The following is a 26,726-nucleotide window of genomic DNA, read 5'->3' as shown; positions in this document are numbered from 1 at the left end:
TGGTTGAACAGACGTCTATTTTTCGTGCCGGCCATCTTAGGTGGTATTTTGCGTATAACGCAGCCTCCTCGAAGAGGTACCAGGGAAGGCTATATTTGCCTTTTCGGCTACCCGCGAGATTGCGCCCGACCAAATTGAGAAAGAATACGCGAAGTGGCTTCCTACCGCACGACTTGCTACAGCGACGGCCCCTCATCACGATCCAGGCGGCATCGAAAGAGCTCAAACTCTCGCTTCCAACCGTCGGTAAGGCTCTCGACCGCCTAGCCGAAGTGGGGATTGTGCGTGACTGGCCGACAGCGTCGCCGCGTCTTTGCATATCGCAAATATCTCGACGTTCTGGATCGTGGCACCGAGCCGTTGGCTCGGTGACCAGTGCCCTCCAAAGCGGCTTCTGGCCATGTCGCGATGGTTTCGCCCGAGCACCCTCATCCGCGGTGGGGCGCAATTCCGAAACAGCGGGGCTGGCGCGGTGCCAATGCTTTAGAATCATCATTGCAACGCGCGTCGCGCGTCACCTCCGTGCAGTGCCCCCGCCCGAAATGCCCTCCGTCATCGCCGACCCATCCCTCCTGCGCGTCCTGATCGTGCTCGCCATCACCCAGCTGATCGCCTGGGGCACGCTCAGCCTGCCGGCGGTGATCGGCCGGGCCATGGCGGCGGATCTGGAGATGGAGCTGACGGCGATCTTCGCCAGCACGACGGTGCTGTACATGTCGATGGGGCTGTGCTCGCCGCTGCTGGCGCGACCGTTCGTCAAGCATGGCGGGCGGCGGGTGATGATCGCGGGCACTCTGCTGGCGGCGCCGGGCTACGCGCTGCTGTCTGCGGCGCAGGGGCCGCTCTCTTATTATGCCGCCTGGCTGCTGCTCGGCGTGGCCGGCAGCGCCACCCTCTCGACCGCCTCCTACATCGTGCTCAACGAGATCGCGGGCCTGCGCGCGCGCAGCGCCATCGGCGCGCTGATGCTGGTCACGGGCCTGTCGAGCAGCATCTTCTGGCCGGTCACCTCGGCCCTCTCCGCGCATATCGGCTGGCGCAGCACCTGTCTCGTCTATGCCGGCCTGCTGCTGCTGGTCTCGCTGCCGCTGTTCGTGTTCCTGCTGCCGCGGCGCGTCCATGATCATCTGCCGCCGTCGTCGGATCCGCCGGCGTCGGCTCCCGCATCGACGCCGTCGCGCGGCACGTTCTATCTGCTGGTCGGCGCCTCCGGCCTCAACGCCTTCGTCGCGTTCGGGATGGGGGCCGTGCTGATCGAGCTCCTGAAGGCCAAAGGCCTGTCGGCGGCCGAGGCGGTCGGTTTCGGCTCGATGCTGGGGGTGATCCAGATCAGCGCCCGCGCCATCGATTTTCTCGGCGGCGGCCGCTGGGACGGCATCACCACCGCGATCGTCGCCGGACTGGCGCTGCCGGTGGCGATGCTGCTGCTGATGCTGAGCGACGGCTCGCACGCCGCGATCGGCGGCTTCATCCTGATCTACGGCCTTGGCAGTGGCGCGCTCGCCGTGGCGCGAGCCACGATGCCGCTGGTGTTCTACGACAAGGCGGCGTTCGCCAAGGCGTCCGCCCAGATCGGACTGCCGCTCAACCTGCTGTCGGCGGTGTCGGCGCCCATCCTCGTCGAGCTCTTGACCCGCTACGGCAGCAAAGCGCCGCTGGCGCTGAGCCTGGCCTGCTCGTGCGCGGCGGTGGTCATCCTGTTGCTGCTGCGGCAGCGCCGGCCGGCGCGCGCGGCGGTCTCTCCCTGAGGCGTTCGACCGAGTCGCCCGTCGGGCCGGACATGGGCTCGCCGGGAGCGCCGCGACATGCCGCATTCCCCCTGCGCCGAAACACGAAGTTCATTCGCCGTCTCAACGACATCGGCGCAATCGCGCCCGCTTGCGCAAATTTTGTTCTTTCGTTTTATCGGAATTCGTGCTTCTCTCTGATTGTCCCGCCTCATCGACGAGGGGCGCTGCGCATCGTCAGGAGCGTTGGGGTGGGATGTGATGGACGGGCAGGCGCCGACTGACGAGCGGCGCCGGCACGGACGGTCAAGTCGCATGGTCCTGGCATCCCGACGCTGATGCCTGCGCGGCGTGCCATTGGCGCGTTGCCGCAAACGGGGGCAAGAACGCCGGTCCCCGGGGAGAGTGCGAAGCAGCCGTAACACCATTGCGCAGGGAAGGCCGGGCAAACCCGGCTGAACCTGTGGTTCCTGCCCCGTGCATTCCTTTCCGCACGGGGGCCGCAGGAATCAGCCGATGCCTGGTCTTCCCTGCGCCCTCGATGAGGTGAGGGCTGAGCTGCACAAAGCTCGGGCGCCTGACGCGTCGCGACGACGAAACTCCGTGGGAACTCGACACCTGACCCACTGGAACTGGCAAGGGAACCGGCCGTCCCCCTTGGACGATACTTCTGATTATCGCATGTTATTCGAACGATCGCCAACCCAGCTCGGGTTGGTTGTTCTCTGGCTCGAGTTCGCGTGAGTGGACATGATCCGTCCAAAAACTAATTAGTTCGACAGTGTTCGGGCGGCACGGATAGCAAACCATTAATGTACGGTTGGTATCGTGCATACAGTCCACGCAACGAGAACCAGAAAATGCGACACCTGACTGTCTATCAGCGTCTCGCGGCGATCATCGCCGTGATGTCGATCGCACTGTTCGCCGTCTCCGCCATGCAGATCCTGATGCTGCGCGGAACCGTTCTCGAGGAGCGGCAGACCATGGTCCGCAACCTCGTCGAGTCCGCCGTCAAGGTGCTGAGCTATTATGACGCCGCGGCGACCGCCGGCAAGATGGCGCCGGAGCAGGCGCGGCAGCAGGCCTACGCCGCGATCGGCGCAATGCGCTGGGGCCCGTACAACGACTATCTCGGCGTCTACGGAACCGGATCGTCGGATGCCGGCGTGACCTATGTCCACGCCAACCCGAAATACATCAACGTCAACCGCTGGGACTTCAAGGATTCCACCGGCAAGCTCCTGATCCAGGACATCGTGCGCATGGCGCGCGCCGGCGGCGGCTTCGTCGAGTACAAGGTGCCGCGCGCGGGGGGGACGACCGAGCTGCCGAAGATGTCCTATGTCGGCGCCTATGGCAGCGGCGACAAGATGCTGGCGATCCAGGCCGGCGTGTATGTCGACGACGTCGATGCGGTCGTCTATCAGCGCGCGCTGTGGGCCGGCTTCGGCGCGCTCGCAGGTCTGCTGGTGGCCGCGGTCGTCGCCTTCTGGCTCGGACGCAGCGTCGTCGTTCCGCTCGACCGTACCTGCGCCGTGATGGACGAGCTGACCAAGGGCAATCTGGGCCTCGAGGTGCCGTTCACGGATCGCAGGAACGAGATCGGCCGCATGGCGCGCAGCCTGCAGATCTTCAAGGACCATCTCGCCGAGAGCGAGCGTCTCCGGGCCGAGCAGGAGCAGTCCAAGCAGCAGGCCGCCGAGGAGCGCCGCACGGTGCTGGTGCGGATCGCCGACGAGTTCGAGCGCTCGATCGGCGGCGTGATCCAGACCACCGCGACCGCCGCCGGCGAGCTGCAGACCTCGGCGCAATCGATGTCGAGCATCGTCGCCGGCACGACCGACCAGAGCGCGAAGGTGGCCGCGGCCGCCGAGCAGACCGCCAAGAACGTGCAGACGGTGTCGGCCTCCGCCGAGCAGCTGTCGTCATCGATCCAGGAGATCGCCAAGCAGGTCACGCAGTCGTCCTCGATCGCTCAGAACGCGGTCGGGCAGGCGACGCGGACGGAGGCGATGGTCGACCGGCTGGTCCACGCGTCGCAGAAGATCGGCGAGGTCATGGCGCTGATCCAGACCATCGCCGGCCAGACCAACCTGCTGGCGCTGAACGCCACCATCGAATCGGCGCGTGCCGGCGAGGCCGGCAAGGGCTTCGCGGTGGTCGCCAACGAGGTCAAGGCGCTGTCGGCGCAGACCGCCAAGGCAACCGAGGAGATCACCAGCCAGATCGAAGCCATCCGCGACGCCACCGGCTCCACCGTCAACGCCATCCGCGAGATCGGCGCGACCATCGGCCAGATGAACGAGATCACCGACGCGATCGCAGCCGCGGTCGAGGAGCAGGGTGCCGCGACCAAGGAAATTGCCCGCAGCGTCCAGCAGGCGGCGCAGGGCACCCAGGGGGTCATGCAGCACATCGTCGGCGTACGCGAGGCGTCCGGCCAGGTCGGCGCCGCGGCGGCGCAGGTGCTGAGCGCGGCCTCCCAGCTTGGCAGCCAGTCGGATCAGCTCAAGACCCAGACCGGGCGATTCCTCGGCAACGTCCGCGCGGCGTGACGTCGGCGGCGGATGGTGACAGTTCACCCTCCGCCGATCGCCACGACACGGTCGAGCAGCGCGGCCTGGGCTGGATTGATCCGGACCCTCGCCTCGGCGAGATCGAACCAGGCGGCGCGGTCCACCTCGGGAAAGCGCCTGACGTGGCCGCTACGCGGCGGCCATTCGAGCTCGAACGCGTTGCTGGTGATGCTGTCGGCATCGAGATCGATTTCGGCGGCGAATGCCTCGACCACCTTGCCGCCGCGCTGCTTGATCTCGCCGAGCGGCACGAGCGGCGCCGTCAGCGTCGTGCCGAGCTCCTCGGCGAATTCGCGCCGCGCCACCGCCTCGGCCGCCTCGCCGGCACCGAACTCGCCCTTCGGGATCGACCAGGCGCCGAGATCCTTGTTGCGCCAGAACGGGCCGCCGGGATGCACCAGCAGCACCTCGAGTCCATCGGCGGTGCGGCGAAAGGCGAGCACGCCCGCGCTGCGCGCCGGCATGCCGCTACGCCTCGCCGGTGCGCTGGATGAGGTCACGCTCCCAGCCGAACACCGAACGGCCGTCGAGCTCTGGCGAGGCGGCGCGCTCGGTCGCGATGTAGGCATCGAGCGAGGGGCCGGTCGCGCTGCGCTCCAGCCGGCGGGCCTGGTCGTCGAGCCGCTTCAGCGCCGACAGCGCCTCGTCGCGGCCGAGCTTGGCGTTGCCGACGGCCGATTTGAGCACGCGGATGGTCTCGTCATAGACCTTGATCGGCACCGGATAGGGATGCCGGTCCTTGCCGCCATGCGCCAGCGAGAACCGCGCCGGGTCGCCGAAGCGATACGGCGCGCCGTGCACGACCTCGGCGACCATGGCGAGCGAGCGCACGGTACGGGCGCCGACGCCCGGCGTCAGCAGCAGGTCGGGGAAGTCGACCGGGCCGCGCTCGGCCGCGGCCGCCAGCGTGCCGTGGAGGCGGCGGGCGAATACGTCCTTCGGTCTGACGTCGTGATGCGCCGGCATGACGAGATGCGGCAGCAGGCCCTGCGCCGGCTCCGGCGTGCTCAGCCGTTCGAACTCGGAGACGACGCGGTCGGGGCCGAGCTCGGCGAGCAGCTCGAGCTGCGCGTCGCGCGACGGCGCGGCGCGCTTGTCGGTGAGGTTGACGATCTCGCCCTGGACCGGACCGTCGATGGCGCTGTGCGGAGCGTCGACGAAGCTCGCGAGCTGTTGCGAGTGCCAGTGATAGCGCCGGGCCTGGCGGGCGTCGCCATTCATGCCCTGCTGCACGACGGTCCATTTGCCGTCGGCGGTGACGAAGAAGCCGTGCAGATAGAGGTCGAAGCCGTCCTGCACCGCGGCGCTGTCGACCTTGGCGACGAGCTTGCTGGTCCGCACCAGCTCCTCGCCGTCGAGGCCGAGCCGGTCGCCGAGCAGGCGCAGCTCGTCGGGCGTCTTGCGCGAATGCTCGCCGCGGCCGCCGCAGACGTAGATGCCGAGCTCGCCGGACAGCGGCTTCAGCCCGCGCTTCAGCGCGCCGATCACGCTCGTGGTGATGCCGGAGGAATGCCAGTCCATGCCCATGACGGCGCCGAACGACTGGAACCAGAACGGATGCGACATCCGCGCCAGGAATTCGTCGCGGCCGTAATGATGCACGATCGCCTGGGTGATGATGGCGCCGAGCGAGGCCATGCGCGTGCCGAGCCAGGCCGGGACGCGTCCGGAATGGAGCGGAAGATCGGCGCTGCCGGTGCGTCGGGCCATCGGAACCTTGCAAGCGAAGTGTGCCGTGCCAATCTAACAGATAGCGCGCCATTGCGCGATCGCCCCGATGAAAGGCGGGCCTTGGCGCTATCCGGTTTGCCCGAGATGACCGATCCAGTTGCTGAACAGCGTCTGGGCGGCGCTTTCTGCGGCGAGATCGGGCCGCAGCGTCAATCCCGGGAGCTCGGCCGCCAGCGTCGGGTCGCGCCTTTCCTTGGCCCGCCACTCGAACGCGTTGAGCACCGCCTCGCTCTCGGCGCTGAAATAGGATTTCGGCAGCCGCGGGTAGTCGTCGCGCTGCCCGGCGAGAAAGCGCGCGATGTCACGCATGTATTCGCGCTGCAGGGAGAGCGCGTCATACTCGGGATGGCCCTGGAAGAACACGAACCGGCTCGGCATCGAGCGCGCGAAAATGTCGACGCCGACTTCGTCCGAGCGGGTCAGGATGTCGTAGCCGCGCTCCGCCAGCAGCGGCTCGTTGACGGCGTTGAGGCGGGAGTGCGGCACCTGAAGCGGCAAATGGATGCCGTGCGTGAGCCAGTCGTCCTGGACCTTCACGCAGTCGAAGATGCCGGAGCATTTGCTCGCCAGCCGCTGCCGCTCGATGTCGTCGAGATGCAGCACGGCCGCGTGGGCCGCGAGACACGACCAGATGGTCGAGCGCGTGTTGGTTCTGGCCCAGTCGATCACGGAGGCGAGGTCCGACCAATAGGGCTCGTCGCGCAAGGCCGCGGCGACAGGCTCGGCGCCGGTCACGATCAGGCCGTCGATGCCGAGCCGATCGAGCGACCCGATGTCGGCGTAGGACTGGGCGACGTGGCTCCTGGCCGCCTGCGAGCGAGAGATGGAGGGCAGCGAGAAGCAGTGCAGGCGGATGCGGACGTGCCGCGGCGCGCACTGCCGCAGCAGGCGGCCGATCTGGAGATCAGTCGCCTTCAGGGCGCTGTCCGGCATGTTGTTGACGAGGCCGATCGAAAGCTCGATCGGGCGTCGGCCGCGGTCGTCGAATTCAGCGGGCGCGAGGGCAGGGCTCGCGATCCTGCGATGTCGGTCGAACAGCAGGGTCATCGGCTGATCGCTCTACTCCGCCGCATCCAGCTGACGCGTGCGAGGGCAGGCCTGGGCGAGCGCCTGGTCGAGATCCTCGATGATGTCGCTGACGTGCTCGATGCCGATCGACAGCCGGATCGTCTCCGGGAGGACGCCCGCCTTGCGCTGGTCGTCCGGCGGCATCTGCCGATGCGTGGTCGATGCGGGATGGCAGGCCAGCGACTTCGCATCGCCGATATTGACCAGCCGTGTGACCAGCTTCAGGGCGTCGTAGAACGCCTTGCCCGCCTCCATGCCGCCCTTGATCCCGAATGTGAACAGCGACGACGCCCGGCCGTCGAGATATTTCTGGACCAGGGGATAATGGCGGCTGTCGGCGAAACCGGCGTAGTTGACCCACGCTACGCGCGGATCGTTGCGCAGGAATTCGGCGACCTTGCGCGCATTCTCGACGTGGCGCTCCATGCGCAGGGCGACCGTTTCGATGCCCTGCAGCAGCAGGAAGGCATTGAACGGCGACAGCACCGCGCCCATGGTCCGCTGATAGACGCTGCGCGCGCGCTGGATATAGGCGCTGCGGCCGAAATGATCGGTGTAGACCATCCCGTGATAGGACGCGTCGGGCTGCGTGAAGGCGGGAAAGCGGTCGGCGTGATCCTTCCAGGGGAAGTTGCCGCTGTCGACCAGCATGCCGCCCAGCGTCGTGCCGTGACCGCCGAGAAACTTGGTCAGCGAATGCACCGCGATGTCGGCGCCGTAATCGAACGGCCGCAGCAGGATCGGTGTTGCGACGGTGTTGTCGACGATCAGCGGCACGCCGTTGCGATGCGCGACCTTCGCCAGCGCCTCGATGTCGCAGACATTGCCGGCGGGATTGCCGATCGTCTCGGCGAACACGGCCTTGGTGTTTTCGTCGATGAGACGCTCGATGGCGTCGGACGCATCGCTTTCGGCAAAGCGTCCGGTGATGCCCTGGCGCGGCAGGATGTGACCGAGCAGCGTGTGCGTGGTGCCGTAGAGCTGTGGCACCGAGACGATGTTGCCGCCGCCATCGGCAAGATTGACGAATGCGAAGTGAAGTGCCGCCTGCCCGGTGCCGACGGCGAGCGCGCCGACGCCACCTTCGAGCTCGGCGACGCGCTTCTCGAGCACCGCCGTGGTCGGATTGGAGATACGGCTGTAGCGATAGCCCTCGGCTTCGAGATTGAACAGCGCTGCGCCGTGATCGGCGCTGTCGAAGGCGTAGGCGGCGGTCTGATAGATCGGAACCGCGACGGCCTTGGTGGTCGCTTCGGGCTCATAGCCGGCGTGGATTGCAATCGTCTCGTTGCGCATCGGCGATCTCCACGCTCGCTCGATCAATGCGGCGAGCTGCTCGTATTCCGCGAGTGGTGCCGTTGTAGGAGCGCAGGCGTAAAGCGGGCAATAATTCGCGACAAGAACGACGAAATAACCCTAACGATATGTGGCCGAAGAGCTTCGAATTAGCGCGCAACAGGGACACGCAGGAGCGACCGGATCTGCTGCCCGACCAGATCCAGTGCGACCTTCGCCTGCGGCAGGATCGCACCGAGGGCGTGGAAATTGTGAACCATGCCGTCGTGACAGACATGCGCGACGGTGACGCCGGCCTCCGTGAGCCGTGCCGCATAGGCATTGCCCTCGTCGCGCATCGGATCGAACTCCGCGGTGTGGATCACGGCGGGGGGAAGCCCAGCCAGCGTCTCGCGGCACAAGGGCGATATCAGGGGATTGGCGACATCGGACTCGCCGGCCAGATAGTCGGCGAGGTCGGCCTGCCAGGTCGCCCTGTCGATCAGATAGCCGGTCCCGAACAACTCGCGCGACGGCCAGGGGTTGGAAAAATCAAGCACCGGGCAGATCAGGCATTGCAGCGCGATCCTGAGACCGGTGCTGCCGGCAGCCTGCTGACAAACCGCGGCGGCGAGCGTGGCGCCTGCGGAATCGCCGCCGATCACAATGCGATTGCCGTCGATGCCGAGCGCGGCCGCGTGATCGATGGCGAAGTGAACCGCAGCGATCGCATCCTCGATTGCTGCGGGGAACGTGTGCTCGGGAGCGAGACGGTAGTCGATCGAGAGCAGCCGGCAGCCGGCGGCGGCGGCAAGCGCGGCGGCGACCTTGTCGTGCGTGTCGATGCTGCCTGCCACGAGACCGCCGCCGTGAAAGTATACGAAGCCGGGCGGCATCCCGGTATCGTCCAGGCCTGCTGCAGGCGTATACAGGCGATAACGAAGCAGCCCGGAGGGACCGGAGAAATCGCCGTCCCGCGTGATGACGGCGCCGCAGTCGTTGCGCGCGAACTGCATCAGCTTCGCCAGCGACTGCCGGCGTTGCCGGGGACTCGGAGGCTCCCGGCTTTCCGTCACAACGGCCGCCACCATCGAAAGCAGGCGCTGGGCGCGAGGGTCGAGCGGCATGACAGCTCCAGTTAACCAAGGCATCGGGCATTGTGCCCATCAGCAGTGAATCGATCATGAGCGGCAGGTCGCGACCGGGAAATCCTTAAAATATTCACGCCAGAAGTGCAGATACGATCGATGCCGAACGGGAGCGCCGCCATGACCCACATTGTCAAGCCTGTCAGTTACTCGCAGACCTGGACCTTCTTCGACGGCGAATGGCGCGAGGGCAATGCGCCGATCATGGGCGTCCGGACCCACGCGACGTGGCTCGCATCGACCGTGTTCGATGGTGCGCGCGCATTCGAAGGCGTGACGCCCGATCTCGATCGGCACTGCGCGCGGGTGAATCAGTCCGCGATCAATTTCCGGCTCAAACCCGTGGTGGACGTCGAGACCTGGATGGGGCTGGCGCGGGAGGGCGTCGCGCGCTTCGCAGCAAGAGCCGAGCTCTACATCCGCCCGATGTACTGGGCGCAGCACGGCGCCGGCGGTGGTGTCCTGTTCGATCCCGAGACCACCAATTGGTGCCTGTGCATCTATGAGGCGCCGATGCCGCAGCCGACGGGCAACGCCATCACGCTGTCGCCGTTCCGGCGGCCGACGGCCGAATGCGCGCCGGTCGACGCCAAGGCGGCGTGCCTCTATCCGAACAATTCGCGCGCGCTGATCGAGGCGGCCTCGCGCGGCTTCAACAATTGCCTGATGCTGGATCTGCTTGGCAACGTCGCCGAGTTCGGCAATGCCAACGTGTTCATGGTCAAGGATGGCGTTGTCTTCACGCCGGTGCCGAACGGAACCTTCCTCAACGGGATCACGCGACAGCGCGTGATCGAATTGCTGCGAGGCGACGGCGTCAGTGTGGTCGAGACGACGCTTCGATATGACGATTTTCTGAACGCCGACGAGATATTCTCATCGGGCAACTTCGCCAAGGTCGCGCCGGTGATCCGCATCGACGAGCGGACGATGCCGATCGGTCCGGTGTTCAGCCGTGCGCGCAGGCTGTACTGGGACTATGCGCACCAGGCCAGGGCGGCGGCATAGGTCAGGACCCGTAGATCGGAAGCTCGGTGTCGCTGAGATCGCCGAGCCGCGCCGGCTGCGGCCCCTTGATGTACTTGCGGCCGCGGCGTTCGGTGTAGACGCCGTACAGCCCGGCGACCGGTCCGTTGGCGTCGACGATGACGGACACGCGGCCCCGCAGCAGCAGGAAACGGCCGACGGCGCCGGCGCAGGCGACATAGTCTGAGATGTCGCGGCAATAGATCAGCTGCATGGCGGGCAGTGCGAACCGTCCTTGCCGGATGCGCGCCTGCTGCAGCACCAGGGGAATGCTGCTCTGCTTCGACCTGACCACGATGCTGAGACAGCCATGGCCGGCGTGGCGGATCAGCAGATCCGCTTCGTCGGATGGAATGCCGTCTACAGCGTGCGCATCTGCCGCGACCTGTTGGACTCGAGCGCCCTGGCCCGCAGCCGAGAGTACCGGAATGGAAAACAACAGGCCGCGACAATAGGCACGAAACCCCTGAGCCTCGATGATCGGCCAGGTCCGGCGCGCGGCGCTGATGTTGACGTAGGTGACCTCGGGCCGCCGCTGGGCGATCGCGGTGAGCATCGTCGCGTAGTTGCGGAACGCCGGCTCGACATACCAGCTCGAGAGATTGCACCAGATCCGGGGCTGCGCTGGTGTGCCTCGATTGCTGTAGATCAGCAGCAGGACGCCGACCGCATTGCCGCCCTGCTCGAGCAGGTAGCCGTAGCGTGGATAGCCCTCGGGCGTCGGGCGCGCGGCCTGTCGCTGCAGGCCGCTCGACCAATAGCGGCAGGGGCGCCGGGGAAAGCCGCGCGCCAAGAGATCGGCGACCGCGTCCAGATCGGAGGCTCCGATCTCGCGGCACCGGATCGGTGGCTGGAGCGCGCTCATGAGATGGTCTGCCGATCCCTCGCCGGCGGCTTGGTGGCGTCAGCCGACGGTGCTTGCCTGGCGCTCGAATTGCAGCGCTTCCCGCACGCGCGACGGCCAGCGCGTCGGATCGATGCCGTGGGTGTGGAACAGCGCGACTGCCAGGCGGTCCATGCCGAAGGCCACGCAACCGGTGTGCGCCGGCGCACCGTCGGCATCGTCGATGCCCCAGGTGGTGCCGAAATGCTCGCGATGATAGTTGAAGCTCATGCAGGCGGTGGGCTGCTCCTCCGAGCGCAACGGCACCAGCAGCTCGAATTTCAGCGCCTGCTGCTTCTGGCTGACCGCCTTCATCTGGCCGACGCGGCCGAAGAACGGGTCGCTGGCATGATCGACGCGGAACGACAGGCCGAGATCGCGCGCAATCGCCTGTGCTTTTACCATCCAGCGGTCGCGGAATGCCGAGACGTCGTCGGGCGTGCCGATACAGACATATTCGCGCATCCGGAACGACTGCAGGCGGTCGAGATGACGCGACGGCTCGCGGCGGAAGCAATCGGCCGCGACGTCGAAGCGCAGGCCGCCGACCGGCAGCGCGCCGCGGCTCGCCGCGATCGGATAGACCGGATAGCAGGCCGCGGGCGACAGCACGAGGTCGGCTGGTGACAATGAGGTGGTCCAGTCGCCGCCCTTGTCGAACCGTGCCACGGCTTCATGGATGTCCCGCTCGGTCCCGTGCAGGCCGCAGACGCAGCCGAGCAGGTTGGGGAAACTCTTGAGATAGCCCGACTTTTCGAGCTGGGCGCGGCTCATGACGGGCGGAAAGCGCATGACCTCCGTGCCGGGCTCGCGATGCCGCGTGATGAGCGTCGCGAGCCGCTCCACCACGCCTTCATACAGCGCGGTCCGCGCATAGACGCCATCCGCGCCCATGCGATGGAACAGCGCGCCGGTCAGATGATCGAGCGCGTCGGCCGGCTGGGGTGCAATCTCGGGCGACTGCGGGAGAACGGGAATCGTCATTGTGCAAATCCTGGGTGGAGGCAATGGCTGCAATCGGCGCGATCATTCATGGAGCGAAGTCGGTACCGTGCTCATCAAGTTGGCCGTGGCAATGTTTGCGAGAATACGGTCGTTGTTGATCATGATCGGCGCCGACAGAACGTCGCGCAGGTGGCGGCCGATCGAGAACTCGCCGTCGTTGCGATAGCCCGAGAGACCGCAGGCGCGCATGGCATGCATCACGGTCTCGACGGCAAGTTCAGAGGCCTGCACCTTCAATAGCGTGATGGAGGATTGGAAGTCGAGCGAACCCAGCGCCCGCTCGTCATACTCATGGGCGACGAAGGCATCCATGTTGGTGACGATCATTGCGCGCAGCCGGGCCAGCGCCATCTTCGCCGCGGTGTAATGCGCAGCTGCCGGCGGCATCTGTCCGCCGGCGCCGCGTGCGGCCTTGCGCAGGAAGCGCTGAGCGCGCTCCACGGCAGCCGCAGCGATGCCGGCCCAGGCCGACGACCAGCACAGATGTGCGAATGGCGTCATCGTCTGGCCGTGGATGCGCTCATAGGGCTCGGTGAACATGCGGTCGGAGGGACAACTCACCTCGAGCGCGAATCCTGTTGAGCAGGTGCCGCGCATGCCCAGCGTTTCCCAGCCAAGGGTGCGCGAGATCGTGTAGTCGTCCCTGGTCAGCGCCAGCAGCACCTGATCGGAGGCGGCGGCGCCGTCGGCGCGCCGTGCAATCGTGACGAGGCCATCGGCTTCCGCGCCATAGGAGATGACCGTGGCGTCGCGCTTCAGCGAGATGCGGCCATTCTCGTGGCCGACGGCCGCAGCGCTTGCGCGGATGTTGCCGCCGTTCTGTCCCTCGGTGGTGGACGAGGCCATCAGCAGCTGCTCGGATGCGATACGGCGCATCAGGGATTCCATGTAGGCGCTGCCGCGGCCGTGACGCACCAGGCAGGCGACCTTGGTCTGGTGCATGGCGAAGATCATGGCGCTGGAGGCGCAGGCGCGGCCGAGCGCATAGCAGGCATCGGCAATGTCGTGAATCGAGGCACCGAAGCCACCGAACTCGACCGGAATCTGCATCCCGAGCAGCTTGTGCTCGCGTGACGCTTCGATTGCTGCCTTCGGGAAGCGGCCGTCACGGTCGACCTCGTCGGCTTCCGCGGCGGCCCGCGCGGCAACAGCGGCGGTCCGCTGCAGGAACATGTCGCTGCGATCGAGCAGGAGGCTCTCGCCATCGTCGGGGATCGGGTTTCGAAGCGCGGTTCCCTGGAGAGTCATGACCGATCGATACTCCGGATTTTGTCTCGTTGAGAGATCGGCACGTGCGTCCTCGCAAGATCAGGACAGATGCACTGCGCCTTCTTTGGGCTGCACGCAGGGTATGGATTTGATTCAAATACGTCGACGAAATTCAGGGTAAACGCCGCGCCATCGACGGGTGGGGGTTAATTCCTGGTTGTTTTGGTCCGAGAATTCTAGACCAAGCCGTTAGCGTTAAGACGAGTTCAGACTTGGAACGGGCTGCGGCGTAACTCTTTCGACGCCGAATTGCATTATCTCCCTGCGCGAGCGTCGATCAGATCCGACGTGCCCGAACAAGCCGCGAGTGAAGAGGTCCCCATGCCGAGTTTCGATGTCGATGTCAGTCACAGGATCGTGGCGCTCGTGCGCGATATCCTCGCGCAGAACGCCACGGCCGCCGACGTGACGGCGGATGCAAAGCTCGTCGACATCGGGCTGACGTCCATGGACATGGTCAACCTGATGCTGGCGCTTGAGGCGGAGTTCGATTTCACCATTCCGCAGGAGCTGATCACGCCGGAGAACTTCCAGTCTGTCGCCACGCTGGAGCGTCTGGTGAGCGGTCAGCTGGCGGCAGCCAAGGCTGCCTGATCCAGTTGCCACGCCCCACGGATCACCGCGTCGCTGTTTTCAATTCGTCGCAAAGCTGGCATTCTCGTCTCCGTTGGAGATGGGGACGTCATGACGAAGGCTGTGCTTGGCATTATCGGCGGCTCGGGCATCTATGATCTGCCGGGACTGGAAGATGCCCGCGAAGAGGTGATCGCGAGCCCCTGGGGTGAGCCGTCGGCGCCGGTACGCCGGGGGACGATCGCGGGCCTGCCGATCGTGTTCCTGCCGCGCCATGACAAGGGACACCGGCTGTCCCCCTCCGACATCAATTATCGCGCCAACATCGACGTGCTGAAGCGCGCTGGCGTCACCGACCTGGTGTCGCTGTCGGCCTGCGGCTCGTTCAAGGAAGAGCTCCCGCCGGGCACCTTCGTGCTGGTCGATCAGTTCGTCGATCGCACCTACAAGCGCGAGAGCTCGTTTTTCGGCAAGGGGTGCGTCGCCCACGTGTCGATGGCGCATCCGGTTTCGCCGCGGTTGCGCATTCATCTGGCGGCGGCGGCCGAGGCGGAAGGCATCGCGATCGTGCGCGGCGGCACCTATGTCTGCATGGAGGGGCCGCAATTCTCGACCTATGCCGAGAGCATGACCTACAAGGCGTCAGGCTATTCGGTCATCGGCATGACCAACATGCCGGAGGCGAAGCTCGCCCGCGAGGCCGAGATCTGTTACGCGACGGTCGCGATGGTGACCGACTTCGACTGCTGGCATCCGGATCACGACGCCGTCACCGTGCAGGATATCATTCGCGTGCTCACCACCAACGCCGACAAGGCGAAATCACTGGTGGCGCGGCTCGCCCGCGAGTTTCCGCGCGAGCACGAACCGTGCCCGATCGGCTCCGACCGTGCGCTCGACACAGCCTTGATCACTGCGCCGGAGGCGCGCGATCCCGAGCTTCTGAAGAAGCTCGATGCGGTCGCAGGCCGTATCTTGCGCGGCTGAGGGGGGCGAACATGAAGGTGGACGGACGGCACTATCGCAGCATCTGGCTCGACTCCGACGGCTGGTCGGTCTGCGCGATCGATCAGCGCCGATTGCCGCACGAGTTCGTGGTGGCGAAGATCACGACATGCGAGGAGGCCGCTGACGCGATCCGCGGCATGCTGGTCCGCGGTGCGCCGCTCATCGGCGCTACCGCCGCGTTCGGCATGGCGCTGGCGATGCGCGACGACCGCTCCGATCCCGGCATCGACCGCGCCTACGAGATGCTGATCGCGACGCGGCCGACGGCGATCAACCTGAAATGGGCGCTCGATACGATGAGCACCATGCTGCGCCGGCTGGCGCCGTCGGAGCGTCGCGATGCGGCCTATTCCCGCGCCGTCGACATTGCCGGCGAGGACGTCACGATCAACCAGGGCATCGCCGCGCACGGCTTCGCGCTGATCGAGGCGGCCGCGGCGCGCAAGAAGCCGGGCGAAGTCGTGAACGTGCTGACCCACTGCAATGCCGGCTGGCTTGCGACCGTTGATTGGGGCACGGCGACCGCGCCGATCTATCTCGCGCACGATCGCGACATTCCGATCCATGTCTGGGTCGACGAGACCCGGCCGCGCAATCAGGGCGCCTCGCTGACTGCCTGGGAACTCGGGCATCACGGCGTGGCGCATACCGTCATCCCGGACAACACCGGCGGCCATCTCATGCAGCATGGGATGGTCGATCTCGCCATCGTCGGCACCGACCGCGTCGCCGCCAATGGCGACGTCTGCAACAAGATCGGCACCTATCTGAAGGCGCTGGCCGCGCATGACAATGGTGTGCCGTTCTATGTCGCGCTGCCGTCGCCCACGATCGACTTTGCCGTTGCCGAGGGACGGCAGATCCCGATCGAACAGCGCAGTGCGCAGGAAGTGACCGAGATGACCGGCCGCACCGCCGACGGCCGCATCGAGACCGTGCGCATCGTGCCGCCGGGATCGCCAGTTGCGAACTACGGCTTCGACGTCACCCCGGCCCGGCTGGTGAGCGGGTTGATCACCGAGCGTGGCGTGCTGCGGGCCGACGGCGCAGCACTGGCGGCGGCCTTTCCGGAGCGGGCCAAACAGACGAACTATTGAGATCAGCGTCGTTGCGAGCGCAGCGACGCAATCAAGAATCCCACGAAGCCTCCGGATTGCTTCGGCGCAAGTTCGCCGCGCAATGACGATCAGCGCAGGCTCAATCCCGTCGCCGCTTCCAGCTCCGCGATCGCCTGCGATGCGCTGACGACCTTGATCGTGGTCATGCCCATCTCGCGCGCCGGCTTCAGGTTGATGCCGAGATCGTCGAGGTAGACGCAGTCCGCGGGGCTGACTCCGAGCGTCTCGGTCATCATCTGGTAGATCCGGGGATCGGGCTTGCGCAGCCCGATCTTGGCCGATTCGATCACGTGATCGAACAGCACCATCACTTCCGCGACGTACAACGAGCGGCCGCCCTGGCTGCCGGTTGCGTTCGCCGGGAGATTGTTGGTGATGCAGCCGGTCTTGCATTCCGTCTTGATGCGTCGGAGCGCCTCGACCATGTCGGGCCGGAGATCGCCGGCGAGCAGCGGCAGCACCTCGCGCCCGCTGACCGCTGCGCCACCGAGTGCCAGCGACTCCTCGGCGAACAACCTGTCAAACGTCTCGAGGTCGATTTCGGCGCGCTCGAATTTCGCCCAGGCGTTCTCGAGATGGTTGGCAGCATTGGTGTTGCGGATGATGTCGACGGGATAGCCGCGCTCCTTCTCGAACCGCGCGAATGCCTCGAACGGCGATGTCGTCATCACGCCACCGAAATCAAAGATCACCGCCTCGACCATGTCAGTCCCCGTCCTCCCTCGATCCCTTGATGATCGCTAGCACGGGACGCCGCACTTGGCGACCTCGGCGGCAGCCGCTATTGCTGCCGCGATGAAGCCGTCTCACGCAATCATTGCAGCCGCCGTCCTGCTGGCGCCATCGCCAATCCTCGCCATCGTCGGCAACGCGCCGGCGCTGAATGACGGCATCGGCCGCTCCGTGGTCACGATCGTCGGCTCGCGCGGCAATTTTTGCAGCGGCGCGCTGATTGCTCCGAAGCTGGTGCTGACCGCCGGGCATTGCGTGCCGCCGGGGCTCGATTACCGCATCGTGGAATACGATCGTGACCGCAAGCCGGTTCTCAAGACGGTCCGGCGGGTGGCGGTGCATCCGAGCTTCAGCGTGCAGGCCATCCTGGCGCATCGCGCCACCGCTGATGTCGCGCTGCTGGAATTGGAGGCGCCCGCGGAGGCGCGCGTGCCGGTGGCGCTCGGCGTGCCGCAGCCGCCGCTTGCCGCCGGCAACGCGTTCACGGTCGCAGGGATCGGCGTCGCGATTCCCGGCGACGGCAAGAGCGGCGGCGTGGTGCGTGGGGCTGCGTTGGTTGCGACGGGCAAGCCAGGCACGTTGCAGATCCGGCTGGTCGATCCGGCGACGCAAGGCGCGCGGTCCGGACTGGGCGGATGCACCGGCGACTCCGGCGGCCCTGCGTTCGAGACGCAGCCGCAGGGTCAGGTGCTGATCGGCGTCATCTCATGGTCGACCGGACCGAATCTCGGCGCCGGCTGCGGCGGCATGACCGGCGTCACGCCGCTGACGCTATATCGCGATTGGGTCGCACAGACCGCGCGGCAATGGGGCATACCGCTCAGCGGAAATTGAGATCGTTCAGGGCTGGGTTGCGGCTCGCCGTCGCGGGTTGACCATCGTCGTGATCGGGTTCAGCCTGTCACGCGAGGAAACACCATCAAGACCAAAGCCCAGGGACTCACATGAACGTCATCGCGCCCATCCGGGAGGCCGCGTCCTCGCACGCGACCGAACATTTCGACGTGCTGATCGTCGGCGCCGGCATCTCCGGCATCGGCAGCGCCTATCAGCTGAGCAGGCAGATGCCCGACAAGCGTTTCCTGATCCTGGAGAGCCAGGACAGCTTCGGCGGCACCTGGCGGACGCACCGCTATCCCGGCATCCGCTCCGACAGCGACCTGCATACGTTCGGATACAGCTTCAAGCCATGGGTCGGCCCGCCGATCGCGACCGCGGAAGAGATCCTCAAATACATGGGCGACGTGATCGAGGAGAACGGTCTCGGCCGGCACATTCGCTACGGCCACCGCATCGTGTCGGCGAGCTGGTCGAGCGCGACCGGTCTCTGGACGGTGCAGGCGGTGAAGGGCAGGGATCAGCAGCCCGCCACCTTTACAACGAATTTCCTCTGGATGTGCCAGGGCTACTACCGCCACTCCAAGGGCTACACGCCGGAGTGGCCGGACATGGCGGAGTTCAAGGGCCGCATCGTGCATCCGCAGGTGTGGCCCGAGGATCTCGATCTCACGGGCAAGCAGGTCGTGGTCATCGGCTCCGGTGCGACCGCCGCGACCATCCTGCCATCGATCGCGGGCCAATGCGCACACGTGACCATGCTGCAGCGCTCGCCGACCTACTTCCGCATCGGCCGCAATGCGATCGAGCTGGCCGAGGAGCTGCGGAGACTGCAGGTGAAGGAGGAATGGATCCATGAGATCGTCAGGCGCAAGATCCTGTTCGAACAGGATTGGTTCACCAAGCGCTGCCTGACCGAGCCCGACCAGGTGAAGAAGGAGCTGATCGGCCAGATCAGCGCCATCCTCGGACCCGACTACACCGCCAAGCACTTCACGCCGAGCTACCGTCCGTGGCGGCAGCGCATCGCCTTCGTACCGGACGCAGACCTGTTCGAAGGCATCAAGAGCGGAAAGGCTTCGGTCGTGACCGACGAGATCGAGCGGTTCACGCAAGACGGCATCAAGCTGAAGTCCGGCGACGAGCTCAAGGCCGACATCATCGTCACCGCGACCGGCTTCGATCTTTGCGTGCTCGGCGATATCGCATTCTCGATCGACGGTAAGCCGCTCGACTTCGCCGACACCGTGACCTATCGCGGCATGATGTTCACCGGCGTGCCGAACCTAGCCTGGGTGTTCGGCTATTTCCGCGCCAGTTGGACGTTGCGCACGGACCTCGTCGCGGATTTCGTGTGCCGCCTGCTCGCGCACATGAAGGAAAAAGGCGTGAGCAAGGTCGTGCCGGCGCTGCGCCCGGAGGATCACAACATGCCGCTGCTGCCATGGATCGACCCGGAGAACTTCAACCCCGGCTACATGATGCGCAACATGCACCTGCTGCCCAAGCGCGGCGATAAGCCGGAGTGGCAGCACAGCCAGGACTATTGGAGCGAGAAGGACCAGATCCCGGCAATCGATCTGGATGATCCGGCGTTCGTGTATGGGTGAGCTTTTGACGGCCGGTGTGCCGCTCCAAAGACGGCGTCGTCCCCGCGAAAGCGGGGATCCATAGCCACCGGCAGGTGTGTTGGGCACAACGTCAACTTTCGTCCCGCCTCAAGCAGCATCACGCGGTATCGGTCCCGGGTCGGCGCCCGCCGGCGCTTCGCGCCGCAGGGCTTGCGCGGGACGGCAGTGATGGTTGGGGCACGCTGGTCGGCCCGCCTCATCCCTCCCGCCGCGTCACCCCCGTCGCGACCGCCGCGGCGGCGGTGCGGTTCTCGACGCCGAGCTTGGCGTAGATCTGCTCAAGGTGCTTGTCGACGGTGCGCGGACTCAGTCCCAGAATCTGCGCGATGTCGCGGTTGGTCTTGCCCTTGGAGAGCCATGACAGCACCTCGCCCTCGCGCGTGGTGAGACCGAACTCGCTGGAGAACTCCTTGGGCAGCTCACCGGAGGACTCCTTGGCGAGCCGCAGCAGGAACTCGTTGGGCCCGGCTCCGCCCATGTAGTAGAGGCGCAGTTCGGGATGATCCGGGATCGAAGCGGCGGCCTTCGCACCGCCCTTGCCGTTCTGCGCCTGATCCAGCCACAGCCGCAGCGCCTCCGGCAGCACGAGATCGTCGGCGGTGCCAAGACTGTCCGACAGCAGCTTCTGCGCCTGCGGCGTTGCCCACATCAGCCGTCCCTCACGGTTGACGGCAAGCAGGAAGCGGCCGGAGACATCGAGTGCGGCGCGCGCGCTCTGCGTCATCCGGGCGTTCGCGAGATGCACGCGGATGCGCGCCAGCATTTCCGAGACCGCGATGGGCTTGGTGACGTAATCGACGCCGCCGGCCTCCAGTCCTTTCACGATATGCTCGGTATCGGCGAGCCCGGTCATGAAGATCACGGGGACGTTGGAGAGGCCGGCCTCGCGCTTCAGCTTGCGGCACGTTTCGAAGCCGTCCATGCCCGGCATGACCGCGTCGAGCAGGATGATGTCCGGCGTGATCTGGTCGACGATGCGCATCGCGGCCGCGCCGTCGAGCGCCACCATCACGGTCATGCCGGCGCTATCCAGCGCGTCGGTGAGCAGCCGAAGCGTTTCTGGCGAGTCGTCGACCACCAGCGCGACGTCACGCTTCCTGCTGTCAGTGCTCATAGGCATGCAAGGTCTTCAGAGTTGCCATGTACTGATCGAGATCGAAGCGGTCAACGAGCGTGCGCATATGTGCGACGAAGTCGGCATGCTCCGGATGCGCGTTGCGGATCTCGTCGAGCTTGAGCTGAATGGCCCTGATGTAGCCGATCTGGCCGAGGCTCATCAACTCCTCGACATAGTTGAGCGGGGGCCTGGATCCGGTGTCCGGCCGCCAGCGTGGCGAAACCACGGGGATATCGGTCTGGTAGCTCCATTCGAGCTTCAGCAATTGACGTATCGCCTCCAGCAGCCTTGGGATGTCGATCGGCTTCATCAGGTAGCTGTCGTGAAATGGTTGCGCCAACGGCCGGCCGTGCGCTTCGAGCGCGCTCGCAGATGTCATCAGGATCCGGGCCTGATGATGACCGCTGTTGCGCAAGGTCTCGGCCACTGTCCAGCCGTCCATGCCGGGCATCGAGATGTCCAGAACGAACAGATCCGGCTGGCAATGTTGTGCAAGCGCGAGGCAGGCGGGACCGTCGGGCGCGCTCAGCAGGATGAAGCCGAGCGGCGTCAGCACCTCGCGCAGGAGGTCGCGATGCACAGGATCATCGTCGGTGATCAGAATCGTCCTGCGCGGCCCGAGATAGCCGGCCACCGGCGCCTTCACCGGTGGATGCCGTGTCGGGTTGGTAACCTCCGACAGCAGGATCTTGACCTTGAACGTGCTGCCCGCGCCGACTTTGCTCACGACCTTGATGTCGCCGCCCATGACGCCGGCGAGCAGACGGCTGATCGTCAGGCCGAGTCCCGTACCTGTCTGCGGTTGCGCAACCCCGAGTGCGCCGCGCTCGAAGGGCGCGAAGATGCGCTCCAGATCGTCAGGCTGGATGCCCGGACCGGTGTCGATCACCTCGAATTCGGCCACCGGGCTCCGATAATGCACGACGAACTGGACGCTGCCTTCCCCAGTGAATTTGATGGCATTCGACAGCAGGTTGATCAGGATCTGGCGCAGCCGCTTCTCGTCGGCATAGACGACCAGCGGCAGTACGGCAGGCCGCTTGAACACGAAGTCGACGCCCTTCGCCGCAGCTTGCAATCGGAACATGCCCACGAGCTGATCGAGGAATTCGCTCAGGCGGACCTCGTCGCGCGACAGATAAAGTCGCCCGGCCTCGATCTTGGAAATATCGAGAATGCCGTCGATCAGGCCGGACAGATGATCGGCGCTGCGGCGGACGACGCGGACCTGGTCCCGCGGCTTCGGTGCGAGGCTCGTGTCCTGCTCGAGCAGTTGCGCATAGCCGGAGATCGCGTTCAGCGGCGAGCGCAGCTCATGGCTGAGGCCGACGACATAGCGGCTCTTGGCGAGATTGGCCGACTCCGCCACCTCCTTGGCGCGTTGCAGCTCGGCGTCAGTGCGCTTGTGCGCCTCGATCTCCTGAATCAACAGCTGCGTCTGCCGGCGCGTCTCGGCCTCGGCGGCGCGACGGCTCTGCTGCGCCAGCACGAACAGCCAGGTCACCACGCCGATGATGATGGACAGGGCGAAGAACACCTTCCACAGCACGTCGGAGATGATGCCCTTGAAGCCCGGGAGCGCCGCCGAGGTCTCCAGATAGATCATGCCGAGCGTCAGTGCGACGAGCCCGGCCGATGTCAGAAATACACCGACATAGTGACCGAGCTGCGAGTTGATCTTGGCCAGCAACGGCTCTGGCAGCATGCCGCTGAGCGCCGCTGCGACCTGCGCCTGTGCCCGCGCGTGCGGCTTGCACAGGTCGTGGCAGCGGGCGTCGAGCGAGCAGCACAGCGAGCAGATCGGACCCGCATAGGCCGGGCAAGAGGCGGTGTCCTCCGGCTCGAACTGATGCTCACAGATGCAGCATTGGATCCGCTCGATGTTCTGCCAGCTCCGCTTTGGCTTGCGTGCCAGATAGTATTTGCCGTCGGTCAGATAGGCGATCGCAGGCGCGGTGACGAGCGCGACGCCGAGCGCGACGAAGGTCGACAGTGCCTTTCCGGTCGGCCCGAACAGGCCATAGAAGGCGCTGATCGAGACGATCGTCGCGATCGTCATCGCGCCGACACCGACCGGGTTGATGTCGTAGAGATGGGCTCGCTTGAACTCCATCTGCGGCGGGCGCAGGCCCAGCGGCTTGTTGATCACGAGGTCGGCCACTAGTGCGCCGACCCAGGAGATCGCGATGTTGGAGTACAGCGCCAGCGTCTGCTCCAGCGCCTTGTAGACGCCGATCTCCATCAGCAGCAGCGCGACGACGACGTTGAACACCAGCCACACGACGCGCCCCGGATGGCTGTGCGTCAGACGCGAGAAGAAGTTCGACCAGGCGATCGAGCCGGCATAGGCGTTGGTGACGTTGATCTTGATCTGAGAGACGATCACGAAGGTGCCGGTCAACGCAAGCGCCAGGTCCGGCCGGGCCAAGACATAGCGGAACGCCTCCAGATACATGTGCGCGGGTTCGGCTGCGTGGTCGGCGGAGACTCCGTGGCTCAGCGCGAAAAAGGCGAGGAACGAGCCTGCCAGCAGCTTCAGTGCTCCGAGCACGATCCAGCCGGGGCCAGCCGACAGCAGCGCGATCCACCACGAGCGCTTCGATGTGCGGCTGTCGCGCGGCAGGAAGCGCAGGAAGTCGACCTGCTCGCCGATCTGGGCGACCAGCGAGAACACGACCGCCGCCGCGGTCCCGAACAGCGCCAGATCGAGATGGCCCATGGGATCGCCGTGCTCGCCGGGAAACTGCTGCCATTCGACAAAGGAGTGCGGGCTGGCATAGGCGATTGCGGCAAAGGGCAGGATGTGCAGCACGACCCATAGCGGTTGCGTCCATAGCTGGAAGCGACTGATCAGGGTGATGCCGTAGGTGACGAGCGGGATGATGACGACGGCGCTGATGAGATAGCCGATCGGCCGGGGAATGCCGAAGCACATCTCCAGCGCCGAAGCCAGGATGACCGCCTCGATGGCGAAGAAGATGAAGGTGAACGACGCGTAGATCAGCGAGGTGACGGTCGAGCCGATATAGCCGAAGCCGGCGCCGCGGGTCAGCAGGTCGATGTCGATGCCGCATTTGGCCGCATGATAGGCGATCGGCAGGCCGCAACAGAAGATGATGACGCTGGCGACCAGGATCGCGGCGGTCGCGTTGGTGACGCCATAGTTCAGCGTAATGGTGCCGCCGATGGCCTCGAGTGCGAGGAACGAGATCGCGCCCAGCGCGGTGTTGGCGACGCGGGCGGCCGACCAGCGCCGTGCGCTCTTGGCCGTGAAACGGAGCGCATAGTCCTCCAACGTCTGGTTGGCGACCCACTGGTTGTATTGGCGCCTGACGCGGTCGATCCGCTGCCGCCCTGCCACTCTCGAACTCCTCACCCGCGAGCGCTTGTCCGCACGCTCGTCCTGCCCCTCGCAAGACCTACGCAGAGCCTACGTCGCGCTTTTGCGGTGCAGTATACGCAATCTTGCGTATCCGTGCGTTGCACAAAGCGCGCCATCCTTCGTCTGACCCAACGCGTGTCCTCGAACCAATGAATGGGGTGCTCATGTCAGACGAAACGAAAAAGGGCCTGAAGTCGCCGCTTCGGCGCCAATTGCTGATGGGAATGGCCGCGATCCCGGCGCTGGCCATGATGCCGCGGCCGTCCTTCGGCGCCGGCCCCGCAACCTCCGCTGTCAACACCACCGGCCTTGCAGTCACGGATAGCGAAGTCACCGTCGGTATTCTGCATTCGGTCACAGGCACCATGGCGATCTCCGAGACCGGGTCAGTGCAGGCCGAGAAGCTCGCGATCGAGCAGATCAATGCCGCGGGCGGTGTGCTCGGCCGCAAGATCAAGTACATCCAGGAAGACGGCGCGTCCGACTGGCCGACCTTCGCCGAGAAGGCGAAGAAGCTGCTGGTCAACGACAAATGCGCCGCCGTGATGGGCTGCTGGACCTCCGCCTCCCGCAAGGCGGTGCTGCCGGTGTTCGAGCAGTACAACGGCATGCTGTACTACCCGACCTTCTACGAAGGCCTCGAGCAGTCCAAGAACGTCATCTACACCGGCCAGGAAGCCACCCAGCAGATCATCGCCGGCCTCGACTGGGTCAACAAGACCAAGGGCGCGAAGACCTTCTATCTGCTCGGCTCCGACTACATCTGGCCGCGCACCTCGAACAAGATCGCGCGCAAGCACATCGAGGGCCATCTGCAGGGCTGCAAGGTCGTCGGCGAGGAATACTTCCCGCTCGGCCACACCCAGTTCAATTCGGTCATCAACAAGATCAAGCTGACCAAGCCGGACGTGATCTACGCGATCATCGTCGGCGGCTCCAACGTCGCGTTCTACAAGCAGCTCAAGGCGGCCGGCATCGACATGTCGAAGCAGACGCTGCTCACCATCTCCGTGACCGAGGACGAAATCGACGGCATCGGCGGCGAGAACATCGCGGGCGCCTACGCCTGCATGAAGTACTTCCAGTCGCTCGACAATCCGAACAACAAGGCCTTCGTCGCCGAATTCAAGAAGATGTGGGGCGAGAAGACCGTCATCGGCGACGTGACGCAAGCCGCTTACCTCGGTCCGTGGCTGTGGAAGCTGACGGTGGAAAAGGCCGGCAGCTTCGACATCGACAAGGTCGCCGCCGCCTCGCCTGGCATCGAGTTCAAGGGCGCGCCGGAAGGCTACGTTCGGATCCACGAGAACCACCATCTCTGGTCCAAGACCCGCGTCGGCCGCGCCAAGGCGGATGGTCAGTATGAGCTGATCTACGAGACCGCCGACTTGGTCGAGCCCGATCCGTTTCCGAAGGGCTACCAGTGAGCTGATCTGTCGCGTCTCATAGCAACAGGCGAATGAGATCGCTGATGCTGCTGCGCGGGAAGTGCGCTCCCTCCCCCCTTGTGGGGGAGGGCTGGGGAGGGGGGTACCCCACCCGCAGCTCGGCGCGGAGGCCCCCCTCCCTGGCCCTCCCCCACAAGGGGGGAGGGAGCGATCTTGGCTGCGGACACACTGTGCCGGCGCCGATCCATTTTGCAGCAGGGCATCACGAGAGGACGGATCATGTTCGGTGACTATTCCATCGGCGACCTCGGGGCCATTTTCGCGATGCAGGGCTTCGCGGGCCTCATCCTGTTTTCGGTCTATGTGCTGATGGCGCTGGGGCTTGCCATCATCTTCGGCCAGATGGGCGTCATCAACATGGCGCATGGCGAGTTCATGATCCTCGGCGCCTACGTCACCTGGATGACGTCGAACGCCTTCCAGCATTTCTTGCCCTCGTTGTTTCCTGGCTACTTCTTCGTCGCGATGATCTTCGCCTTCATCGCCTCCGGATCCCTCGGCATGCTGGTCGAGTGGGCGATGATCCGCCGTCTCTACAGGCGGCCACTCGACACGCTGCTCGCCACCTGGGGTCTCAGCCTGATCCTGCAGCAGGCCTATCGTTCCGTGTTCGGCGCGCGCGAGGTCGGCGTCGAGCTGCCGGATTGGATGATGGGCTCTTGGCAGGCGACCGACGCCATCCAGATCCCAATCAACGGCATGTTCGTGATGTGCCTGACCATCCTGATCACGATCGTCGTGGCCTACGTGCTGTTCCTGTCGCGCTGGGGCAAGCAGGTGCGCGCTGTGGTGCAGAACCGCGTCATGGCGGGCGCCGTCGGCATCAACACCGAGAAAGTCGACCGCTACACCTTCGGCCTCGGCTGCGGCATCGCCGGGGTCGCCGGCTCCGCCTTCACCATGATCGGCTCGACCGGTCCGACCGCCGGACAGCTCTACATCGTCGACACCTTCCTGGTCGTCGTGTTCGGCGGCGCCGCCAGCCTGCTCGGCACCATCGCATCGGCCTTCACCATCTCCCAGGCGCAGTCGACCATGGAGTTCTTCATGTCCGGCTCGATGGCCAAGGTGCTCACGCTGTTGGCGATCGTCGCAATCCTGATGCTGCGCCCCCAGGGGCTGTTTGCCCTGAAGGTCCGCAAATAGCCGAAACGCGCAGGGAATAGGGA

Annotated in this window: 21 protein-coding genes; 10 read left to right on the top strand and 11 right to left on the bottom strand. The window is 65.6% G+C overall.

Going from position 1 to position 26,726, the window contains the following annotated elements:
• Nucleotides 1-542: 542 nt before the first annotated feature.
• Together QX073_RS32800 and QX073_RS32795 are read left to right on the top strand one after the other, a co-directional pair.
• On the top strand, nt 543-1,748 hold the full coding sequence (locus QX073_RS32800; protein ID WP_315827898.1) for an MFS transporter: 1,206 nt from the start codon (nt 543-545) through the stop codon (nt 1,746-1,748).
• An 839-nt stretch (nt 1,749-2,587) separates the two neighbouring features.
• Nucleotides 2,588-4,285, top strand: coding sequence for a methyl-accepting chemotaxis protein (locus QX073_RS32795; RefSeq protein WP_315750799.1), 1,698 nt, complete (start codon nt 2,588-2,590; stop codon nt 4,283-4,285).
• A 23-nt stretch (nt 4,286-4,308) separates the two neighbouring features.
• Here QX073_RS32795 and QX073_RS32790 read toward each other — a convergent pair whose 3' ends face one another.
• From QX073_RS32790 to QX073_RS32770, 5 genes are all read right to left on the bottom strand, one after another.
• Nucleotides 4,309-4,770 carry an NUDIX domain-containing protein gene (locus QX073_RS32790; protein WP_316169887.1) on the bottom strand — a complete coding sequence of 154 codons (462 nt, stop codon included), beginning with the start codon at nt 4,768-4,770 and terminating at the stop codon, nt 4,309-4,311.
• Between the two features lie 4 nt (nt 4,771-4,774).
• Nucleotides 4,775-6,016, bottom strand: coding sequence for a DUF763 domain-containing protein (locus tag QX073_RS32785; protein ID WP_316173277.1), 1,242 nt, complete (start codon nt 6,014-6,016; stop codon nt 4,775-4,777).
• A gap of 87 nt (nt 6,017-6,103) precedes the next feature.
• The gene (locus QX073_RS32780) at nt 6,104-7,084 is read right to left on the bottom strand and encodes a homoserine O-succinyltransferase (RefSeq protein WP_316191837.1); all 981 of its coding nucleotides are present in this window, start codon (nt 7,082-7,084) and stop codon (nt 6,104-6,106) included.
• Nucleotides 7,085-7,096: 12 nt separating this feature from the next.
• On the bottom strand, nt 7,097-8,401 hold the full coding sequence (locus QX073_RS32775; protein WP_316226999.1) for an O-acetylhomoserine aminocarboxypropyltransferase/cysteine synthase family protein: 1,305 nt from the start codon (nt 8,399-8,401) through the stop codon (nt 7,097-7,099).
• A 149-nt stretch (nt 8,402-8,550) separates the two neighbouring features.
• Nucleotides 8,551-9,507 (bottom strand): alpha/beta hydrolase, encoded by a 957-nt coding sequence (locus tag QX073_RS32770; protein ID WP_316226998.1) that lies wholly within the window; start codon nt 9,505-9,507, stop codon nt 8,551-8,553.
• Nucleotides 9,508-9,648: 141 nt separating this feature from the next.
• On the opposite strand from QX073_RS32770, the gene QX073_RS32765 reads away from it, so the two are divergent.
• Nucleotides 9,649-10,536 (top strand): branched-chain amino acid aminotransferase, encoded by an 888-nt coding sequence (locus QX073_RS32765; RefSeq protein WP_315750810.1) that lies wholly within the window; start codon nt 9,649-9,651, stop codon nt 10,534-10,536.
• 1 nt (nt 10,537) lies between these two features.
• On the opposite strand, the gene QX073_RS32760 is transcribed toward QX073_RS32765, so the two are convergent.
• From QX073_RS32760 to QX073_RS32750, 3 genes are read right to left on the bottom strand one after another with little or no spacing between them, the layout of a single operon-like run.
• On the bottom strand, nt 10,538-11,419 hold the full coding sequence (locus QX073_RS32760) for an acyl-CoA acyltransferase (RefSeq protein WP_315750812.1): 882 nt from the start codon (nt 11,417-11,419) through the stop codon (nt 10,538-10,540).
• 39 nt (nt 11,420-11,458) lie between these two features.
• Nucleotides 11,459-12,421, bottom strand: a complete 963-nt coding sequence (locus QX073_RS32755) for an amino acid--[acyl-carrier-protein] ligase (protein WP_315717036.1) — start codon at nt 12,419-12,421, stop codon at nt 11,459-11,461.
• Between the two features lie 42 nt (nt 12,422-12,463).
• Complete coding sequence (locus tag QX073_RS32750) at nt 12,464-13,615, bottom strand: acyl-CoA dehydrogenase family protein (protein WP_409998634.1); 1,152 nt, start codon at nt 13,613-13,615, stop codon at nt 12,464-12,466.
• A 417-nt stretch (nt 13,616-14,032) separates the two neighbouring features.
• Here QX073_RS32750 and QX073_RS32745 point away from each other — a divergent pair, with 417 nt between their 5' ends.
• The 3 genes from QX073_RS32745 to mtnA all read left to right on the top strand — a co-directional run bounded on the left by QX073_RS32745 (nt 14,033) and on the right by mtnA (nt 16,389).
• Complete coding sequence (locus tag QX073_RS32745) at nt 14,033-14,305, top strand: phosphopantetheine-binding protein (protein ID WP_315717167.1); 273 nt, start codon at nt 14,033-14,035, stop codon at nt 14,303-14,305.
• Nucleotides 14,306-14,395: 90 nt separating this feature from the next.
• Nucleotides 14,396-15,271, top strand: coding sequence for an S-methyl-5'-thioadenosine phosphorylase (locus QX073_RS32740; RefSeq protein WP_316165677.1), 876 nt, complete (start codon nt 14,396-14,398; stop codon nt 15,269-15,271).
• Between the two features lie 11 nt (nt 15,272-15,282).
• Nucleotides 15,283-16,389: an S-methyl-5-thioribose-1-phosphate isomerase gene (gene mtnA / locus QX073_RS32735; RefSeq protein ID WP_315717039.1), complete on the top strand. Its 1,107-nt coding sequence runs from the start codon at nt 15,283-15,285 to the stop codon at nt 16,387-16,389.
• A gap of 89 nt (nt 16,390-16,478) precedes the next feature.
• Here mtnA and QX073_RS32730 read toward each other — a convergent pair whose 3' ends face one another.
• Nucleotides 16,479-17,114 (bottom strand): HAD-IA family hydrolase, encoded by a 636-nt coding sequence (locus QX073_RS32730; protein WP_316173274.1) that lies wholly within the window; start codon nt 17,112-17,114, stop codon nt 16,479-16,481.
• Between the two features lie 91 nt (nt 17,115-17,205).
• Here QX073_RS32730 and QX073_RS32725 point away from each other — a divergent pair, with 91 nt between their 5' ends.
• Both QX073_RS32725 and QX073_RS32720 read left to right on the top strand, forming a co-directional pair.
• Entirely contained in the window at nt 17,206-17,976 is a 771-nt protein-coding gene (locus QX073_RS32725; protein ID WP_410051871.1) for a S1 family peptidase, read from the top strand.
• A 110-nt stretch (nt 17,977-18,086) separates the two neighbouring features.
• On the top strand, nt 18,087-19,589 hold the full coding sequence (locus QX073_RS32720; RefSeq protein WP_316226997.1) for an NAD(P)/FAD-dependent oxidoreductase: 1,503 nt from the start codon (nt 18,087-18,089) through the stop codon (nt 19,587-19,589).
• Between the two features lie 217 nt (nt 19,590-19,806).
• On the opposite strand, the gene QX073_RS32715 is transcribed toward QX073_RS32720, so the two are convergent.
• Nucleotides 19,807-20,724, bottom strand: coding sequence for a response regulator transcription factor (locus QX073_RS32715; RefSeq protein ID WP_315750850.1), 918 nt, complete (start codon nt 20,722-20,724; stop codon nt 19,807-19,809).
• Nucleotides 20,714-24,088, bottom strand: a complete 3,375-nt coding sequence (locus tag QX073_RS32710) for an ATP-binding protein (protein ID WP_316173273.1) — start codon at nt 24,086-24,088, stop codon at nt 20,714-20,716. The genes QX073_RS32715 and QX073_RS32710 overlap by 11 nt, the downstream gene beginning before the upstream one ends.
• A 185-nt stretch (nt 24,089-24,273) precedes the next feature.
• Here QX073_RS32710 and urtA point away from each other — a divergent pair, with 185 nt between their 5' ends.
• Both urtA and urtB read left to right on the top strand, forming a co-directional pair.
• On the top strand, nt 24,274-25,536 hold the full coding sequence (gene urtA, locus QX073_RS32705; protein ID WP_315750826.1) for an urea ABC transporter substrate-binding protein: 1,263 nt from the start codon (nt 24,274-24,276) through the stop codon (nt 25,534-25,536).
• A 240-nt stretch (nt 25,537-25,776) separates the two neighbouring features.
• The gene (gene urtB, locus QX073_RS32700) at nt 25,777-26,703 is read left to right on the top strand and encodes an urea ABC transporter permease subunit UrtB (protein WP_316165667.1); all 927 of its coding nucleotides are present in this window, start codon (nt 25,777-25,779) and stop codon (nt 26,701-26,703) included.
• Nucleotides 26,704-26,726 lie beyond the last annotated feature (23 nt).

Origin of the sequence: Bradyrhizobium sp. SZCCHNS3052, assembly GCF_032484495.1 — a bacterium.
GTDB lineage: Bacteria > Pseudomonadota > Alphaproteobacteria > Rhizobiales > Xanthobacteraceae > Bradyrhizobium.
This window is presented reverse-complemented; position numbering and strand designations above follow the sequence as displayed.

Bases quoted from the DNA above. Each gene is read 5' to 3' on its own strand.
- QX073_RS32760 (WP_315750812.1), bottom strand. From the start codon at position 11,419: ATGAGCGCGCTCCAGCCACCGATCCGGTGCCGCGAGATCGGAGCCTCC.
- QX073_RS32755 (WP_315717036.1), bottom strand. From the start codon at position 12,421: ATGACGATTCCCGTTCTCCCGCAGTCGCCCGAGATTGCACCCCAGCCG.
- QX073_RS32725 (WP_410051871.1), top strand. From the start codon at position 17,206: ATGAAGCCGTCTCACGCAATCATTGCAGCCGCCGTCCTGCTGGCGCCA.
- urtB (WP_316165667.1), top strand. From the start codon at position 25,777: ATGTTCGGTGACTATTCCATCGGCGACCTCGGGGCCATTTTCGCGATG.
- QX073_RS32745 (WP_315717167.1), top strand. From the start codon at position 14,033: ATGCCGAGTTTCGATGTCGATGTCAGTCACAGGATCGTGGCGCTCGTG.
- QX073_RS32730 (WP_316173274.1), bottom strand. From the start codon at position 17,114: ATGGTCGAGGCGGTGATCTTTGATTTCGGTGGCGTGATGACGACATCG.
- QX073_RS32715 (WP_315750850.1), bottom strand. From the start codon at position 20,724: ATGAGCACTGACAGCAGGAAGCGTGACGTCGCGCTGGTGGTCGACGAC.
- QX073_RS32800 (WP_315827898.1), top strand. From the start codon at position 543: ATGCCCTCCGTCATCGCCGACCCATCCCTCCTGCGCGTCCTGATCGTG.
- QX073_RS32750 (WP_409998634.1), bottom strand. From the start codon at position 13,615: ATGTTCCTGCAGCGGACCGCCGCTGTTGCCGCGCGGGCCGCCGCGGAA.
- QX073_RS32780 (WP_316191837.1), bottom strand. From the start codon at position 7,084: ATGACCCTGCTGTTCGACCGACATCGCAGGATCGCGAGCCCTGCCCTC.
- QX073_RS32770 (WP_316226998.1), bottom strand. From the start codon at position 9,507: ATGCCGCTCGACCCTCGCGCCCAGCGCCTGCTTTCGATGGTGGCGGCC.
- QX073_RS32795 (WP_315750799.1), top strand. From the start codon at position 2,588: ATGCGACACCTGACTGTCTATCAGCGTCTCGCGGCGATCATCGCCGTG.
- mtnA (WP_315717039.1), top strand. From the start codon at position 15,283: ATGAAGGTGGACGGACGGCACTATCGCAGCATCTGGCTCGACTCCGAC.
- QX073_RS32790 (WP_316169887.1), bottom strand. From the start codon at position 4,770: ATGCCGGCGCGCAGCGCGGGCGTGCTCGCCTTTCGCCGCACCGCCGAT.
- urtA (WP_315750826.1), top strand. From the start codon at position 24,274: ATGTCAGACGAAACGAAAAAGGGCCTGAAGTCGCCGCTTCGGCGCCAA.
- QX073_RS32720 (WP_316226997.1), top strand. From the start codon at position 18,087: ATGAACGTCATCGCGCCCATCCGGGAGGCCGCGTCCTCGCACGCGACC.
- QX073_RS32775 (WP_316226999.1), bottom strand. From the start codon at position 8,401: ATGCGCAACGAGACGATTGCAATCCACGCCGGCTATGAGCCCGAAGCG.
- QX073_RS32740 (WP_316165677.1), top strand. From the start codon at position 14,396: ATGACGAAGGCTGTGCTTGGCATTATCGGCGGCTCGGGCATCTATGAT.
- QX073_RS32785 (WP_316173277.1), bottom strand. From the start codon at position 6,016: ATGGCCCGACGCACCGGCAGCGCCGATCTTCCGCTCCATTCCGGACGC.
- QX073_RS32765 (WP_315750810.1), top strand. From the start codon at position 9,649: ATGACCCACATTGTCAAGCCTGTCAGTTACTCGCAGACCTGGACCTTC.